Consider the following 16,110-nt stretch of genomic DNA (forward strand, 5'->3'; position numbering starts at 1 on the left):
CCGCCGGTGCGGGCCAGGACGCGCTACGGTTTCGGCGTGAGCAGCGGATGCGTGGCCAGCGCGAAGGCCGCGACCGTGCTCAGGATCGAGGCGCGGCCGTCGCGGACGGCCGCGGCCAGCTCCTCGACGGTCAAGAGCAGCATCTCGGTGTCCTCGAGGTCGTCCGTCGCGCGCTCCGCGACACGCCGGACGCCGCGCGCCGCGAAGAAATTGGCGGTGCCGCATCCGTAGGTGCCGTTGGGGACGAACGCGCCGAGCGGCCGCCAGTCGTCCGACACGTACCCCGTTTCTTCGAGGAGCTCGCGCCGGGCGCAGGCGAGCGGATCCTCGCCCGGCTCCCGCATACCGGCCGGCAGCGTCAGCGTCACGGCGCGGGCGCCGTGCCGGTACTGCCGCTCCACGATCACGCGCCCATCGGGCGTTTGCGCGAAGACGACCACGAACTCCGGCAGCGTCACCTGCCGGTAGTCGTCGATCACCCGGCCGTCGGGGAGCCGAACGCGGTCGACCGAGACCGTGATCCAGGGCGGCGCGGAATAGACCTGCGTCGTTCCGAGGACCGTCCACGGCTCGAGCGGGCGGCCGCCCTTTCGCGCCCCCGGCTTCACGGGCGGGGCTCAGCTTCGGGCACCCGCGGCGCCCCGCGGCCGCGGACGAGCCGCGCTTCCCGCCGCCAGTGTTCCAGCAGGTTCGCGAGACTCTCGTCAAAGCCGATCTCGGGCGCCCAGCCCGTTTCCGCGCGGAACTTGTCTACGCACGGAATCTGCAGCGTGACGTCCTTGGGCCGCAGCAGCGCCGGATCCAGCCGTGTCCGGATGGGGACGCGGCTCAACGCGATCAGCCGGTCGAGGCACTCGCCGACGGTCAACGTGGTCGTGCCGCCGATGTTGTAGGCTTCGCCGGGCCGGCACCGCAGCAGGGCCACCCAGTAGGCGCGCATCGCGTCGCGGATGTCGATGAACGTGCGGACGGAGTCGAGGTTCCCGTGGGTGAGCTCGTCCTGCAGTCCGGCTTCGATCCAGGCGACCTGGCGGGCAAACGACGTGGCGAACAGGTCGGCCCGCCTCGGATTGAGATAGGTGAACATCCGGGTGCGGACGATGCGCATCCCGTAGGCGGCGAAATAGCTCCAGCCCAGGAGATCCTGCGCAGCCTTGGAGACGGCGTACGGGCTGACCGGCCGCATCGGCGCGTCTTCGCGGATCGGGACGTCCTTGGGGTCGACCTGGCCGTACACTTCCGACGTGCTGCAGAGCTGGATCAGCGGGTCGAGGCCCAGCCGCCGGACCGCCTCGAACAGGTTGCTCGTGCCGGCGATGTTGTTCTGCAGCACGATGCCCGGGGTGTCGAACGACGCGCGCACGTTGGCGAGTGCCGCGAGATGGAAGATGCCGTCCGGCTTCGCCCGCTCGAGCACCGACAGCACGGCGGCGAAGTCCACGAGGTCGCATTCGTGGACGGTCACGCGTCCGGCGAACAGGTCGCGGTACCGGTCCGCGCTGTGCCGGCGGGCGATGCCGTGGACCTCGACCTCCGGCCGGCTGTTCAGAATGTACTCGGCGAGGTAGCTGCCCCCCGAGCCGGTCACGCCGGTAATGAGGGCGCGGCGGATGGCCGGCGTCACGCGGCCTCCATCACGACGCCCGCGATGAACTCGACGTCGCGCGCGGAGAGCGAGGGGTGGTTGGGGAGGAAGAACCCCGTGTGGTGAATGCGGTCGGCCATCGGAAAGCTCGCCCGGCCGTAGCGCTTCACCCAGAACGGATGCAGGCCGAGGTTGCCCGCGGAAAAGATACGCGTCTCGATGCCGGCCCGGTCGAGGGCGCGCACGATCCGCCGCCGGTGATCGACGTCGTCCGCGAGCAGGCCGAAGGAGATGCTGCAGACGCGCGACCCCGGGACCGGCCGTTGGACGTAGAAGCGGGGGCCGAGCCGGCGGCCGTAGATGCGGTGGTTGCGCTCGCGCCCGCGGATGATCCATTCGAGCTTGCGCAGCTGTCCGAGCCCGATGTAGGCGTTGAGGTCGGTCGAGCGCAGGTTGAACCCCGGCTGGTAGAAGACGAAGGGCCGGTGAAAGTCGTCGATCCGGTGGCGGCGGACGAGCGCCAGGTGCCGCCGCCCGGTGAGGTCCTTGCTCCACCCGTGCGCGCGGCTGAGGCGCAGCAGGTCGTTGAACCCGCCGTCATCGGTGCTCACCATGCCGCCTTCGATGGTCGACATCTGGTGGCCGAAGTAGAACGAGAAGCTGCCCATGTCGCCGAACGTGCCGACCGCCCGTCCGCGGTACTCCGCGCCGATCGCGGCGCAGGCGTCTTCGATCAGGAAAAAGCCGTACCGTTCGCGCAGCGCGCGCATCTCGCGCATCTTGTGCGGCACGCCGAGCACGTGGACGAGCATCACCGCGCCGGGGCGGTGCCGCTTGAGCAGCCGCTCGAGGTGATCGAGGTCGAGTCCGAAGGTCTCCGGATCGGCCTCGCAGAGCAGGGGTTGAAACCCGAACTGCAGGGCCGGCGCCACCGACGTCGCCCAGCCGACCGACGGGAGCACGACTTTGCGGTTCTTGAGCCGTCCGGACATCAGCAGCACGTAGAACATCAGCAGATTCGCCGAGGATCCGGAGTTGCAGAATACCGAGTACCGGCTGCCGAACCGCCGGCTCCACTTCTGCTCGAACTCGGAGACGCGCGGCCCCTGCGTGAGGTGCGGCATCGTCCGGAGCCACCGCACCAGCCGCGCGATGTCGGCGCGGTCGATCGTGTCCTCGGCCAGGTGGTACCGGATCACCGGCAGGGCCGGGCCCTCACTCGTCGGGACGCGGCCGGCCGGAGACGAGCTCCCGGAACGGACGCAGCATCCGGCCCGCGCGGTCGCGCTCCTGCGCCGCGTAGTCCTCCTCCGGCTCGAAGAAGATGACCTGGCTCCCGGACGCGGCGAACCTGAACGGCACGTGGAGCAGCGCGCTCAACCGCTCCCGAACCCGCCGGCGGTTGTGGGGCTCGACGAACAGCAGCAGAAAGCCGCCCCCGCCCGCGCCGGTGAGTTTTCCGCCGATCGCGCCGGCCGCCCGGGCCTGGCTGTAGAGGTCGTCGACTTCGGAGTTCGAGACGATCGGGCTGAGGCTGCGCTTGGCCTCCCAGGCGCGGTGGAGCAGCCGGCCGAAGCGGATCAGGTCGCCGCCGTCGCTGAGGATCCCGAGCCCTTCTTCCACCATCTCGCCGAGCGCGCGCATGTGCCGCTCGTTGTTTTCGATGTTCTGCAGATAGCTCTCCGCGACTTCCGACGCCGTCCGCGTGACCCCGGTGTAGAACAGCATGAGGTGGTCGTTCAGCGCGCTGCTGAGATCCGCGCTGAGCGTCATCGGTTTGACCGAGATCTCGCCGTCCTGCGCGAACGTCACGTGGTTGAAGCCGCCGTACGCCGCGAGGACCTGGTCCTGCGATCCGACCGTCTCCTTGAGCCGCTCCTGCTCGATGTGCATGCTCTCCAGCGCGAGCTGCCGCTTGCTCGGGATCTGCCCCCGCAGCGCGTAGAGGGCGTGCAGCAGTCCCACCGTGAACGAGGAGCTCGAGCCCATGCCGCTGCGCGCCGGCAGGTCGCCGTCGTGGTGGATCTCGACGCCGCGATCGAACTGGAGATGCCGCAGCACTTCGCGCACGGCCGGGTGCTCGATCTCATCGGGCGTCTGGCAGACCTCGATCTTCGACCACACGACGCGGAATCGATGCTCGAAAAACGGCGGCAGGTACCGGCAGGAGAGGTAGCAGTACTTGTCGATCGCCGCCGCCAGCACCGTCCCGCCGTTCCGGAGATACCACGCGGGGTAGTCGGTGCCGCCTCCAAAGAAGGAGATGCGGAACGGCGTCCGGGTGATGATCATCGGACATCCCCCCGCGCGCCCGGCCCGTCGCGCCAGATGCCGCGCTCGACGAGGTCGCAGATCGCGTGCTCGATGGACAGGTGGGCCTCCTGGATGTGCTGCGTGTCGGCGCTGGGCACGGCGATCACGACGGAGGCCACCTCGCCGAGACGGCCGCCGCGGCCGGTCAGGGCGATCGTCGTCATCTTCAACCCGTTGGCCGCCTCCACCGCCCGGATCACGTTCCGCGATTTCCCGCTCGTGCTGATGCCCATGAGCACGTCGCCCGGCCTGCCGAGCGCCCGGACCTGGCGCTCGAAGACCCCGTCGAAGCCCGAGTCGTTGGCGAAGGCGGTGAGAAACGACGTGTCGGTCGTCAGCGCCAGCACGGCCATCCCCGGCCGGTCGAAATCCTTGGTGAGGCGGTTCATGAACTCGCCGGCCAGGTGCTGACAGTCGGCGGCGCTGCCGCCGTTGCCGCAGAGGAGCACCTTGCCGCCCGCGCGGAGGGCCTTCGCGATCGCCTCGGCGGCCTTCAGGATGGCGTCGAGGCACACCTCGCCCGTCCGCCGCGTGACCTCGGCCGAGGTTGTGAGGTGCGCCCGCGCCCGCTCGGAGCGCGTGTCCGCACGTGTCTGCATCGGCGCCGTTCGTCTCCGGGTCATGGCCACCATAGGCCGTGGTTGCTCGACCCTGTTCCTACGACCGGCGGCCGATTATCCCCTGCAGGGCAGGAATGGCAATCTCATCAATGAACCCATCCGCGATGATCGGGGGGATATGTGGCCGACGCGGCCGACACGCTTAGGCATTTCGCCCGGCGTTGGGCGACGCCGGACGCCGGCGCGAGACTCATCCGGTACGTCCTTTCCGCCTCGGCGTTCCTCGCTTTGTGCGCCGTTTACAACGCAGGGGCGCTTCGGGAGGGGCTGGGGAATCCGGACAACGTCAGCTTCGTCATCGAAGCGCAAGACCTGCTTCGCGGCAACTGGAATCTCCACGGTTGGACGATTGTCAACTCGGCGTGGTGGCCGGTTCAGCCTTCCGTCTACGCGGCGTTGCTGCTGATTCGAGGACCGGTCGGGGCGCCGCAGGCCGCGGCCGCGCTGGCTTGGGCGACGGTCGTTGCGTGCGCCGTCTGGGCCGCCGTGCGGTCGTTTGGCGGCTGGACCGCATTCATCGCTGGCGCCGTCGCTTTTCTGCTGGTGGGACTGCCCGCGGTGGACACGATTACCACCGCCATCGGGCATGTCGCTACCGCGCCGTTCGAAGCGCTGACGACTGCGGGCGGATTGTTGTCGCTGGTGTTGTTCACTCGCGCGGTCTTCCGCCGGCCGGAGGAATGTGAAGGCACTCTTGTCCGGGCGGGACTCCGGGCGGGCGCTGCGGTGCTCGTAGCCGGATGCGCGGTGGCGGGGGACATCCTGGCCGTCGCGACGGTCATCGTCCCGGTCCTGGCGCTCGCGGCGCTCGACGTATTTCGACGCGGCAGGCGGGGACGGGCTGCGGCCGGCGCCGCGTTCGCCATGCTCGCGCTCGGCCTTTCACGGTGTCTGCTCTGGCTGTTGAGCGCGACACACGGCGAGCAGCTGCTTCAACCGGTCAACTGGATCTCGTTCGCGCCGTTCGAGAGCTTCTTCTCACGCAACCTGCCGCTCGCGCTGCAGGGCCTGATCGGCTTCTACGGGGCGTATTGGTTTGGGCGCCCGGTTCTTGAGCTTGCGACGCTGTACGTGCTGGTTCATCTGGCCGCGCTGGTCTTTGTGCTTTACGCGGTGGGAAGGACGCTCCTAGCCGTGGGCACCGGGGCGAAGCTCGACTGGTTGACCGGCGTCCTGGCCCTCGGATTCGTCGCCAACCTCGGCGCCTACGCGTCGAGCACGTTGCCCGCCAGCCTCTACACGAGCCGGTACCTGCTCGCGGTGTTGCCGTACGGTGCCGTCGTCGCCGCCCGGGTGCTCGGTGAGATGCTTCGGGACGCCGGCCTTCGGAAGCGGCTGATGGTCGGCGGCACGTTGGTGCTCCTGGCGGCCGCCTCGCTGTCGTCGTTTGCCGTATGGTTTGAGGATTCGGTGTACGTGTCGCCCCGGACAAAGGTGGTCCGCTGGCTCGTCGATCACCACCTGCGTTACGGATACGCGCAGTACTCGGACGCGGCGGCGCTCACCGTGGAATCCGGCGGACGGCTGACTGTGCGCCCTATTGGACAGTGGTCGGATCATCGGGTCGGGCCCATCCCGTACTCGGCGCGCCATTGGTACAGCGAACCGACGACGTTCGTGGTTTTCCACGACGAGGACGCGACGGGAGTCAGCGTTCTGGCGGCGGAGCGCACCTTTGGGCCCGATCATGGACTCGATACGATCGGACCTTACCGGGTTGCCGCGTGGCGGCATGTTATCCAGGTTCCCGGACCGTAGACGCGGTCGGGTGAGACGCGTTTAATGACGTTGCGGGAGGGTTGCATTCACCAAGTGCGGCACCTGTGGGAGCTCGCAGACATCGGCGGCGTCATGTAACCGGGACGCCGCGGTCGACGGCCGCGGAAGCACGTCGGGAGGATGGATGGTTACTGCGATGCGTGCCCTTCGGGGCGTCGTATGGCGGTGGGCGGCGTCCGCCGTAGACACGAGGCTGTCGCGGTACGTCCTCGTTGCGATCGTTTTCCTCGCCCTTTGCGCCTTTTACAGGGCCGCGGCAGACAGGGAAGGGCTCGTCAACGCGGACAGCGTCAGTTTTGTCGTAGAAGCGCAAGACTTGCTTCGGGGAAACTGGAACCTGCATGGTTGGACGATCGTTAATTCCGCATGGTGGCCGGTTCAGCCGGTCGTGTATGCGGGGACCCTGCTCGCACGAGGTCCGGTCGCAGCAACGCCATACGTAGCAGGGCTCGCGTGGGCGACGATGGTCGCCTGCGGCGTCTGGGCCGCGGCGCGACCTTTGCGGGGCATCGACGGCCTCATCGCGGGAGCCGTCGCCTTTCTCTTCGTCGGACTTCCCGCGGTCGACACCGCCGTATCCGCGGTGCCGTACATCACCGGTTCGCCCTTCGAAGCCCTGACGACCGCCGGTGGCCTGCTGTCGCTCGCGCTCTTTTGGAAAGCCGGCTCCACGGGGCCTGGAGATGGGGCGCCCGGTCGTCTTCGAACGGGCCTCTTCGCAGCGGCGGCGGTTGTCATCGCCGGATCCATTGTTACGAGCGACGCGCTGGCTCTGGCGACGGTGATCGTTCCGGTTTTGGTGCTCGCCGTTCTCGCCGTGTTTCGGGATCGTTGGGACAAACGCATCCTCGCCGGCGCCGCGTTCGGAATCGTCGCGTTCATGCTGTCGCGGTTTCTGCTTTGGCTTCTGCACACAACGGGCGGGGAGACGGTGCTTCAGCCGGTCAACTGGGTAACCTTCGCGCCGTTCGATCAGTTCTTCTCACAAAACCTGCGCCTCGCTCTTCAGGGCCTCGTGGGGTTCTTCGGCGCCTATTGGTTTGGCCGCCCGGTCCTCGACTTGGCGACGCTCTATGTACTCGTGCATCTCGCGGCGCTGCTCTTCGTTCTCTGGGCGGTCGGGCGTTCCGTGGCGGCCGCATGGCGGGGACGGAAGCAGGATTGGCTTCTGGGTGTGCTTGCTTTGGGATTCGTGTCGAACCTCGGCGCCTACGTGGCAAGCATTTTGCCGGCCGGTCTCGAAACCAGCCGGTACCTGCTGGCTCTGTTGCCCTACGGCGGCGCGGTCGCGGGCAGGGCGTTCGGCGAGATGTATCGCGATGCCGGCAGGTGGGGGAAGGTCGTCCTCTGCGGGGTTGTGACCGTCTTCACGGTCGCCTCGGTATCCTCATTTTCCGTCTGGCTTCGATACGCGCCGTATGTCTCGCCCCGAACCCAGCTTATAAAGTGGCTCGTCGACCACGACCTTCGTTACGGATATGCGCAATATTCGGACGCCGCCGTCCTGACCGTCGAATCCGAGGGCCGGCTGCTCGTGCGGCCCCTCGGGACCTGGGCGGTGGACCGGGTCGGCCCCATCCCGTACTCCGCGAGCCAGTGGTATTCGGAGCCGATGAGATTCGTCGTTTTCGACGATCAGAAGGGCACAGGAGTCAGCGTCCCCGCCGCAGAGCGCACCTTTGGCGGGGGATACACTCTCACCCAGGTTGGACCGTATCAGGTCGCGGTGTGGCCGCAGCCCTTCCACGTGCCCGCGCGGTAAGATCACGCGACCGGAGGGCTCCGATCAGACGTTTTGGAAGGGGCCCCGCGGCAGCATGCGGTACCCTTTGAGGAGCTCCTCGATGCCGTCGTCGAGGGAGCGGCGCGCCTCGAACCCGGAGTCTCGTAGGCGCGCATTGGACACGATGTAATCGCGGCGATCGACGTCGCTGCGGAACGACGAGAATTGGATGACCAAATCCGGGACGTGCTCCTTCACCTTAAGCGCCAGGTCCTCTTTCGACATGTTGGCCGCGTCGAGGCCGAAGTTGTAGCATCGGCCCGCCAGGCGCTCGCCGTGCTCGAGGCAGTAGACGAAGCAGTCGGCGACGTCCCGGATGTGCACGTAGTTGCGCCGGAAGTCCTTCTCGAAGATGACGATGTAGCCGTCCGTGACGGCCGCGTAGACGAAGTGGTTGACGAGGAGGTCGAGCCGCATGCGGGGCGACGTGCCGAACACCGTGGCCAGCCGGAGAGTGACCGCGTTTGGCGTGGCCAGCAGCTCGGCTTCCGCCTGTGCTTTCGTCCGTCCGTACAGCGAGATCGGCTCAAGCGGTGTGTCCTCCGTGCAGACCGCCGACCCCGCCCGCGTGCCATATCCGCTGTTCGTGTTCGGGAACACGACGAGCTGGCGGGGGCTGCGGAGGCGGTTCAGCAGGCGCACCGCCTCCACGTTCACGGACTCGGCGAGGCGCGGATCCCGGTCGCACGCCGGCGCCCCGACGATCGCAGCCAGCGGGACCAGGGCGTCGGCTTTGGCGATCAGCGGCCGGATCACCGTCTCGTCCCGGACGTCGCCCCGGACGAACGCGAACGACGGGTTCGCGCAGAGGTGCAGCAGCGGGTGCTGGCGGTACATCAAGTTGTCGACCGCGGTGACCTGCCAGCCGGCGTCGAGCAGATGCTCGCACAGCACCGAGCCGAGATAGCCGGCTCCGCCGGTGACCAGGACCGATCGGCGGCTCACGCGCAGTCGGCCGGTCGGCGGCGCGGGTTCACAGGACCCCCGGGCCGGGCATCGCGAAGAAACGAATGTGCACAGGATCTTGCCGCGGGCTGACGCCGCCGGGTGCCGCAGACATCGGTCCAGCATTCGGTGGTCATGCGAGTAACCCTCCTGGTTCCTACGCTGAACGAGATCGAGGGCGTGCGGGCGATCATGCCCCGCATCCGCCGCGAGTGGTGCGACCAGGTGCTGATCGTCGACGGCGGTTCGACCGACGGCACCGTCGAATATCTTACGGCGCAGGGGTATCAGGTTGTCACTCAGCGCCGGCGGGGGCTGCGCTTCGCGTTCCTCGACGCCTGGCCCCACGTCACCGGCGACGCGGTCATCACATTCAGCCCCGACGGGAACTCGGTCCCTGAGGCGATTCCGCCGCTCGTCGCCAAATTGCGCGAAGGATATGATATGGTAATCGTGTCACGCTATACAGGGGGCGCTAAGAGCGAGGACGACGACTTCGTCTCGGGCCTCGCCAACCTCGTGTTTACGTTCACGATCAACCTGCTCTTTCGGGCGAAATACACTGATTCTATGGTGATGTTTCGCGGCTACCGGCGGGCGTTGATCGAGGAACTGGATCTTGACAAGGAGTGGTCCTACCGGCCTGAAGAAACCCTCCTGCGGACCACCGTGGGATGGGAGCCGCTCCTCAGCATTCGGGCGGCGAAGCGGCGGCTCCGGGTCGCGGAAATTCCCGGAGACGAACCCTGCCGGATCGGCGGGCGCAAGCAGCTGCACGTGAAATGGGGGTTTGCATACATTCTGGAGATCGGACGCGAGCTGGTGTCATGGCGGTAGCGCGCGGCGCGTCGGCGGATGCCGGGCTGACCTCGCGGTTCTACCGGATGCTCTTTCGGATCCGGCGCGTCGAGGAAGAGATCGCGCGGGTCTATCCCACGGACAAGATCAAGAGTCCTATCCACCTGTCGATCGGGCAGGAGGCGGTCTCAGTCGGCGTCTGCGCGGCCCTGCGGAAGACGGACGTGGTCTTCGCCACCCTCCGGGGGCACGCCGCGTATCTCGCCAAGGGCGGCGACTTGAAGAAGATGATCGCCGAATTGTACGGCAAGGCGACTGGCTGCGCGAAGGGCAAGGGCGGCTCGATGCACCTGATCGACGCCGCGGCCGGCATTATGAGCACGGGCGCGATCATCGGCACGATCGAGCCGCAGGCCGTGGGCTACGCGTGGGCGCTGAAGCTCCAGGGAAAGGACGACGTCGCCGTCAGCTTCTCGGGAGACGGCGCGTGGGAGGAAGGCTCCGTCTTCGAGAGCCTGAATTTCGCCGCGCTCAAGCACGTGCCGGTGCTCTACATCTGCGAAAACAACAACCTCGCGATCCACAGCCGCCTCGGCGCGCGGCAGCCGGTGTCGAACGTCTACGAGCGCGCGCGCGCCTACGGCGTCCCCGCCGAACGGATCGAGGACATGGACGTGTTCAAAATCTACGAGTGGACGCGCGCCGCGGTGGCCGATCTGCGCGCCGGCCGGCCGGGGCCGCGCTTCCTGGAGTGCCTGACGTACCGCTGGCGCGAACACGTCGGCCCGAACGAAGATTTCGACATCGGCTACCGGTCGCGGAGCGAGGCGGAGCCGTGGTTCGCGAGCGACCAGGTCGCTCGCCTCGCCGGGATGGTGCCGCCGGCGGAGCGCGAGGCAATCGAAGAGGACGTGCTCGGCGAAATTCGCGAGGCCTTCGAGTTCGCGGAACGGAGTCCGTTCCCCGAGGCCGAAGAACTCTACACCGACGTGTTTACGGACGGGCGACATGGAGCGGCTGCTCACCTACGCTGAAGCGATTCGCGAAGCCACGTGGCTCGAGATGGAGCGGGATCCCTCCGTCCTCCTGTTCGGTCTCGGCGTCGACGACCATAAAGCGATCTTCGGGACGACGAAGGGCCTGCTCGAGCGCTTCGGTCCCGACCGGGTGTCCGACACGCCGCTGTCGGAGGAGGCGCTGACCGGCGTCGCCGTCGGCGCGGCGCTGGCCGGGATGCGCCCCATCCACGTCCACGCCAGATTCGACTACCTGCTCGTCGCGATGAACGCCCTGGTCAACGTCGCGGCCAAGACCCGCTACATGTCCGCCGGCGCGCTGCGGGTGCCGATCGTGGTGCGGGCGACGATCGGCCGCAGCTGGGGGCAGGGGCCGACGCACTCGCAGGGCCTCCACGGCCTGTTCATGCACGTGCCCGGCCTGAAGGTCGCCGCGCCGAGCTCGCCGCACGACGCGAAGGGGCTGCTCATCGAGAGCATCCGCGACGACAATCCGGTGATCTTCGTCGAGCACCGGATGCTGCATTCGCAGAAAGGCCCCGTGCCGGAGGGCGACTACTCCGTGCCGTTCGGAAAGGCGCGCGTGATGGTCCGCGGTTCCGACGTGACGCTGGTCGGCATCTCGTACATGGCGCTCGAGTGCCTGCGGGCGCAGAAGACGCTGGAATCGGCCGGCATCAGCGCCGAGGTGATCGACCCGGTGTCGCTCGCGCCGCTCGACATAGACACGATCGTGGAGTCGGTCGGGAAGACGGGGCGGCTCATCGTAGTGGACACCGCGTGGACGGCCTGCGGCGCCACCGCCGAGATCCTCGCGCAGGTGGCCGAGCGGCTCGCGGGGACGCGGCCCGTGCAGGTCCAGCGCATGGGGTACGCGCCGGTCAGCTGCCCGACGACCCAGAACCTGCAAAACCTCTTCTATCCGACGCCGCACCAGATCGCGGCGCAGGCCTATCGCTTGGTGCGCGGCGGACAGGACGCGTGGACGCCGCCGGCCGTTGAGGCGCCGGAGATCGCGGCGTTCCGGGGGCCGTTCTGATGCCGGCGCACAAGCGGGGACAGGTGGATCTTGTGCTGGTCAACCCCGGCGACCGCCGACAGATCTATCAGGCGCTCGGCGAGAACCTGAGCGCGGTCGAGCCGCCGGTGTGGGTTGGGCTGATGGCCACGTTCGCCCGGCGGCGCGGGTTTTCGGTCGAGGTCATCGACAGCCACGCCGAGGAGCTGGGGGCGGAGGCGACCGCGCAGCGCGTGGCGGAGATGGCGCCGCGGCTCGTGGCGGTCGTGGTCTACGGGCACCAGCCGTCCGCGTCGACCCAGAACATGACGGCCGCGGGCGCGGTCTGCCGGGCGGTGAAGGACCTCGCGCCGGACCTCAAGGTCCTTCTGGTGGGCGGGCACGTGGCGGCGCTGCCGGAGCGCACCCTGCGCGAGGAGCGCTGCGACTTCGTCTGCGGCGGCGAAGGGCCGCACACGCTCGTCGATCTTCTGGAGGCGCTGGCGCACGGCCACCCGGACCTGTCCAAGGTGCGGGGCCTGTGGTACTGGGACGGCGGCGCGCCCCGCGCGACGCCGCCGGCGCCGCTCGTGACGAACGTCGACGAGGAGATGCCCGGCCTCGCCTGGGACCTGCTGCCGATGACGGCGTACCGCGCCCACAACTGGCACTGCTTCGGGCATCTCGAGCGGCAGCCGTACGCGGCGATCTACACCACGCTCGGCTGTCCCTACCACTGCAGCTTCTGCTGCATTCAGGCGCCGTTTAAGAGCGGCGAGCAGGTACTCGGGTACAAGGAGGCGGTGAACAGCTACCGCTTCTGGGACCCCAAGGCGACGGTCGCGCAGATCGACACGCTGGTCAACACCTACGGCGTGCGGAACATCAAGTTCGCGGACGAGATGTTCGTGCTCAACGTGCGGCACGTTCACGGCATCTGCGACCTCTTGATCGAGCGCAACTACGGTCTGAACATCTGGGCCTACGCCCGCGTGGACACGGTGCGCGGCGAGGGCACCGTGGAGAAATTGAAGCGGGCCGGCTTCAACTGGCTGGTGCTCGGGATCGAGGCGGCGAGCGAGCGCGTCCGCACGGACGTCGACAAGGCGTTTCCGCAGCAGGAGATCTTCGCGACGGTCGAGCGGCTGCGCGCCGGCGGCATCAACGTCCTCGGCAACTACATCTTCGGTCTGCCGGAGGACGACGTGGCCTCGATGCAGGAGACCCTCGACCTCGCCCAGTCGCTGAACTGCGAGTTCGCCAACTTCTACTCCGCGATGGCCTATCCGGGGTCGAGGCTGTACGAGATCGCCGTCCAGAACGGCTGGCCGCTTCCGCCGGCGTGGTCCGGCTACTCGCAGCACGCCGAGAACACGCTGCCGCTGCCGACGAAGTATCTCTCGGGGGCCGAAGTCCTGCGTTTCCGGGACCATGCCTTTCAGGTCTACTTCAGCGACGGCCGGTACCTCGCGATGGTGGAGCAAAAGTTCGGCCGCCCGACCGCGGAGCACGTCCGCGCGATGGCGTCCCGGAGGCTGACGCGCAGCGCGCTGCGGGCCTGACGGCGAACGCCCCGGCGTGTTATAGTAAGCACGCGGCGCCGGGGCGGTGGTCGGCCGATGGGCCGCGGGAGGGTTTGATGGCTCGTCCGGTCCGCTTTCTCGCACTCCTCGCCGTTGCCGCCTGCGTCGGCGGTCTGCTCGTGCCGGCCGGGGCGCAAACGCAGCAGACGCAGCAGACGACGTCCACCGCGGAGCTCCGGACGCTGTTCGCGCACCTCCTCGGCGATCCGCCGGTGATCCACATGGAAGCGGTGCCCGATATCTACGACGGCGGCTACGCGCGCGTCAGCGTCTACGGCCGCCACGTCTTCATCAAGGGCATGCTCATCGACGAGCTGTGGATCCGACTCGTCGGCGTGTCCTTCGATCCGGCGGAGCTGCGGCGGGGGAATCTCAAGGTCACGGACATCCGCGACAACGCGATCTACGGGAAGCTGTCGCTCGCGGCCGTCCAGGACTTCCTGAACCGGCAGGCGGCGGTGAGGGACGTGCAGCTCGGCGTCAACGCCGAGGCGATCACGGGCGCTGCCACGGTCGTCTACAACGGGATTCCCACGCGCGTCCGGATGCAGGGGGTCTTCCAGGTGTACGGCGATCCCGAGGTGTTCTTTCACATCCAGGCGCTCTCAGTGAACTCCATCCCCGTGCCGTACATCCTCGCGGCGAATCTCGAGCGGCAGATCAACCCGGTCGTCGACTTCCGGACGTGGCCGGTGCAGTTCAAGATCCGCACGTTCAAGCAGACGCCGGAGGGCTTCGTGCTCAGCAGTCAGCGCGACTTCGCGCAGCCCTGCAACGCCTGCGGGGGACCGCCTCTCCAACTCGCCCCGTGACGACGGACGCCGTCCACCCGTTCCGCGCCCGGCTCGCGCGCGGACCGCTCGTGTGCGACGGCGCGATGGGCACGCTGCTCTACGCGAGAGGCGTGCCGTTTGATCACTGCTTCGACGCGCTCAACCTCACCGACCGCGAACGAGTCCTGAACATCCACCTCGACTATCTACGGGCCGGCGCCGAGGTCATCGAGACCAACACGTTCGGCGCCAATACCTTCAAGTTGTCCCAGCACGGGCTGGCCGATCGCGTCCGCGAGGTCAACCGCCAGGGCGCCAAGATCGCGAAGGAAGCCCGGGACATCTTCGGCCGCGCGTTCTTCATCGCCGGGTCGATGGGCCCCCTCGGCCGGCCGATGGCGCCGTTCGGCCGGGTCACGCCCGCCGAGGCGCGGAGCGCCTTCCGGGCTCAGATCGACGGCCTCGTCGAGGGCGGGGTGGACATCCTCATCCTCGAGACGTTCGCCAACCTGAGCGAACTGCTCGAGGCGGTGTCGGCCGCGCGCGAGGCCTGCGACCTCCCGCTCGTCGCGCAGATGACGTTCACGGAGGACGGCCGGACGCGGTACGGCCACAGCCCGGCGGAGGTCGTCGCGGCGCTCGAAGGCGTCGGCGTCGATCTCGTGGGCGCCAACTGCAGCGTCGGGCCCGTGCCGATGCTGGACGTCATCCAGCAGATGGCGGCGGTCGCGCGCGTGCCGCTGTCCGCGCAGCCGAACGCCGGATTCCCCACGCTCGTCGAGGGCCGCTATCTCTATCTCTCGTCGCCGGAGCACATGGCGACGTACGCGAAGAAGATGGTCGACGCGGGCGCCCGCCTCGTCGGCGGCTGCTGCGGCACGACGCCCGAGCACATCGCGGCGATCCGCCGGGCGATCGCCGAGACCGGCGCGGCGCCGGAACCGGCCGTCCGTGAAGCCGTTCCCGCGGCCGCGCGCGACGAGACCCTGCCGGCCGTCGGCGCGCCGAGCGAACTGGCGCAACAGCTGCACCGGTCGTTCGTCATCAGCGTCGAGGTCGATCCTCCGAAAGGGCTCGACGCGACCAAGGACCTCGAGGGCGCGCGGCTGCTCAAAGAGGCCGGCGCGGACGTGATCGACGTCGGCGACAGCCCGATCGGGCGGGTGCGGATGAGCGCGCTCGCGATGTGCTACCTGATCCAGCAGCACGTCGGGATCGAGACGATCATCCACTTCACGACCCGGGACCGCAACGTGGTCGGCCTGCAGGCCGACCTGATCGGGGCGCACGCGATGGGCGTGCGCAACGTGCTCGCGCTCACCGGGGAGCCGCCGCGCGGCGACTATCCCAACGTGACGGCCGTCTACGACGTGGACAGCGCCGGACTCATGCGGATCATCAAGCGTTTCAACGAGGGACTGGACCTCGCCGGCAAGTCGATCGGACACCCGGCGCGGTTTTTGATCGGCGGGGCGCTCGACATGACGACGGCGACGCTCGACCGCGAGCTGCCGAAGATGGAGCGCAAGCTCGAGTCGGGCGTGGACTTTTTCATGACGCAGCCGATCTACGAGCCGGAGACGCTCGACGCGTTCGAGCGGCGGGTCGGCCGGCTGCCCGTCCCGGTGCTGGTCGGCGTCCTGCCGCTGCAGAGCTTCCGCCACGCCGAATTCCTGCATAACGAGGTGCCGGGCATCACGATCCCGGACTGGGTCCGCGATCGGATGCACCTCGCCGGCAGCGCGGGACGGGACGAAGGGTTCGGACTCGCCCGCGAGCTGCTGGCGGGCCTGGTCGATCGGATCGACGGCGCCTACCTCATGCCGTCCTTCGGGCGGTACGAGGTGTGCGCGGCCCTCGTGCGGGAGATCCGCGCGCGCGTCGGAACGGCGGCGGGCCGGGCGCGGCGCTGACGTCC

The 16,110-nt window shown here is 68.4% G+C and carries 14 protein-coding genes; 8 read left to right on the plus strand and 6 right to left on the minus strand.

The genetic code is table 11. The features are described 5' to 3' along the window. Positions 1–23: 23 nt before the first annotated feature. Genes VKT83_03120 through VKT83_03140 form a run of 5 tightly spaced genes read right to left on the minus strand, consistent with a single transcriptional unit; the run spans position 24 to position 4,497 of the window. Complete coding sequence (locus VKT83_03120) at positions 24–608, minus strand: NUDIX hydrolase (protein ID HLY21439.1); 585 nt, start codon at positions 606–608, stop codon at positions 24–26. After that, a complete protein-coding gene (locus tag VKT83_03125; GenBank protein ID HLY21440.1) occupies positions 605–1,624 on the minus strand; it encodes a GDP-mannose 4,6-dehydratase in 1,020 nt (339 codons plus the stop codon). The genes VKT83_03120 and VKT83_03125 overlap by 4 nt, the downstream gene beginning before the upstream one ends. Beyond that, the gene (locus tag VKT83_03130) at positions 1,621–2,784 is read right to left on the minus strand and encodes a DegT/DnrJ/EryC1/StrS family aminotransferase (protein HLY21441.1); all 1,164 of its coding nucleotides are present in this window, start codon (positions 2,782–2,784) and stop codon (positions 1,621–1,623) included. The genes VKT83_03125 and VKT83_03130 overlap by 4 nt, the downstream gene beginning before the upstream one ends. Before the next feature lie 16 nt (positions 2,785–2,800). After that, positions 2,801–3,877 (minus strand): kinase, encoded by a 1,077-nt coding sequence (locus VKT83_03135; GenBank protein HLY21442.1) that lies wholly within the window; start codon positions 3,875–3,877, stop codon positions 2,801–2,803. Further along, the gene (locus VKT83_03140) at positions 3,874–4,497 is read right to left on the minus strand and encodes an SIS domain-containing protein (protein ID HLY21443.1); all 624 of its coding nucleotides are present in this window, start codon (positions 4,495–4,497) and stop codon (positions 3,874–3,876) included. The genes VKT83_03135 and VKT83_03140 overlap by 4 nt, the downstream gene beginning before the upstream one ends. A gap of 141 nt (positions 4,498–4,638) precedes the next feature. On the opposite strand from VKT83_03140, the gene VKT83_03145 reads away from it, so the two are divergent. Both VKT83_03145 and VKT83_03150 read left to right on the plus strand, forming a co-directional pair. Then, positions 4,639–6,276, plus strand: coding sequence for a hypothetical protein (locus VKT83_03145; protein HLY21444.1), 1,638 nt, complete (start codon positions 4,639–4,641; stop codon positions 6,274–6,276). A 484-nt stretch (positions 6,277–6,760) separates the two neighbouring features. Continuing rightward, positions 6,761–8,059, plus strand: coding sequence for a hypothetical protein (locus VKT83_03150; GenBank protein ID HLY21445.1), 1,299 nt, complete (start codon positions 6,761–6,763; stop codon positions 8,057–8,059). Positions 8,060–8,083: 24 nt separating this feature from the next. On the opposite strand, the gene VKT83_03155 is transcribed toward VKT83_03150, so the two are convergent. Next, entirely contained in the window at positions 8,084–9,025 is a 942-nt protein-coding gene (locus VKT83_03155) for an NAD(P)-dependent oxidoreductase (protein ID HLY21446.1), read from the minus strand. A 135-nt stretch (positions 9,026–9,160) separates the two neighbouring features. Between VKT83_03155 and VKT83_03160 the strand changes: the two genes are divergently transcribed. The 6 genes from VKT83_03160 to VKT83_03185 all read left to right on the plus strand — a co-directional run bounded on the left by VKT83_03160 (position 9,161) and on the right by VKT83_03185 (position 16,105). After that, entirely contained in the window at positions 9,161–9,862 is a 702-nt protein-coding gene (locus tag VKT83_03160) for a glycosyltransferase family 2 protein (GenBank protein HLY21447.1), read from the plus strand. Beyond that, positions 9,853–10,857 (plus strand): thiamine pyrophosphate-dependent dehydrogenase E1 component subunit alpha, encoded by a 1,005-nt coding sequence (locus VKT83_03165; protein ID HLY21448.1) that lies wholly within the window; start codon positions 9,853–9,855, stop codon positions 10,855–10,857. Before VKT83_03160 ends, VKT83_03165 begins: the two co-directional genes overlap by 10 nt. Then, a complete protein-coding gene (locus tag VKT83_03170; GenBank protein ID HLY21449.1) occupies positions 10,832–11,878 on the plus strand; it encodes a transketolase C-terminal domain-containing protein in 1,047 nt (348 codons plus the stop codon). Before VKT83_03165 ends, VKT83_03170 begins: the two co-directional genes overlap by 26 nt. Next, entirely contained in the window at positions 11,878–13,398 is a 1,521-nt protein-coding gene (locus tag VKT83_03175; protein ID HLY21450.1) for a cobalamin-dependent protein, read from the plus strand. Before VKT83_03170 ends, VKT83_03175 begins: the two co-directional genes overlap by 1 nt. Positions 13,399–13,475: 77 nt before the next feature. Continuing rightward, the gene (locus VKT83_03180; GenBank protein ID HLY21451.1) at positions 13,476–14,231 is read left to right on the plus strand and encodes a hypothetical protein; all 756 of its coding nucleotides are present in this window, start codon (positions 13,476–13,478) and stop codon (positions 14,229–14,231) included. Beyond that, positions 14,228–16,105 carry a bifunctional homocysteine S-methyltransferase/methylenetetrahydrofolate reductase gene (locus tag VKT83_03185; GenBank protein ID HLY21452.1) on the plus strand — a complete coding sequence of 626 codons (1,878 nt, stop codon included), beginning with the start codon at positions 14,228–14,230 and terminating at the stop codon, positions 16,103–16,105. The genes VKT83_03180 and VKT83_03185 overlap by 4 nt, the downstream gene beginning before the upstream one ends. Positions 16,106–16,110 lie beyond the last annotated feature (5 nt).

The organism is bacterium, from assembly GCA_035308905.1.
In the GTDB taxonomy this organism is placed as follows: Bacteria; Sysuimicrobiota; Sysuimicrobiia; order Sysuimicrobiales; family Segetimicrobiaceae; genus DASSJF01.

Bases quoted from the DNA above. Each gene is read 5' to 3' on its own strand.
- VKT83_03135 (HLY21442.1), bottom strand. From the start codon at position 3,877: ATGATCATCACCCGGACGCCGTTCCGCATCTCCTTCTTTGGAGGCGGC.
- VKT83_03140 (HLY21443.1), bottom strand. From the start codon at position 4,497: ATGCAGACACGTGCGGACACGCGCTCCGAGCGGGCGCGGGCGCACCTC.
- VKT83_03150 (HLY21445.1), top strand. From the start codon at position 6,761: ATGGTCGCCTGCGGCGTCTGGGCCGCGGCGCGACCTTTGCGGGGCATC.
- VKT83_03160 (HLY21447.1), top strand. From the start codon at position 9,161: ATGCGAGTAACCCTCCTGGTTCCTACGCTGAACGAGATCGAGGGCGTG.
- VKT83_03165 (HLY21448.1), top strand. From the start codon at position 9,853: ATGGCGGTAGCGCGCGGCGCGTCGGCGGATGCCGGGCTGACCTCGCGG.
- VKT83_03170 (HLY21449.1), top strand. From the start codon at position 10,832: ATGGAGCGGCTGCTCACCTACGCTGAAGCGATTCGCGAAGCCACGTGG.
- VKT83_03175 (HLY21450.1), top strand. From the start codon at position 11,878: ATGCCGGCGCACAAGCGGGGACAGGTGGATCTTGTGCTGGTCAACCCC.
- VKT83_03180 (HLY21451.1), top strand. From the start codon at position 13,476: ATGGCTCGTCCGGTCCGCTTTCTCGCACTCCTCGCCGTTGCCGCCTGC.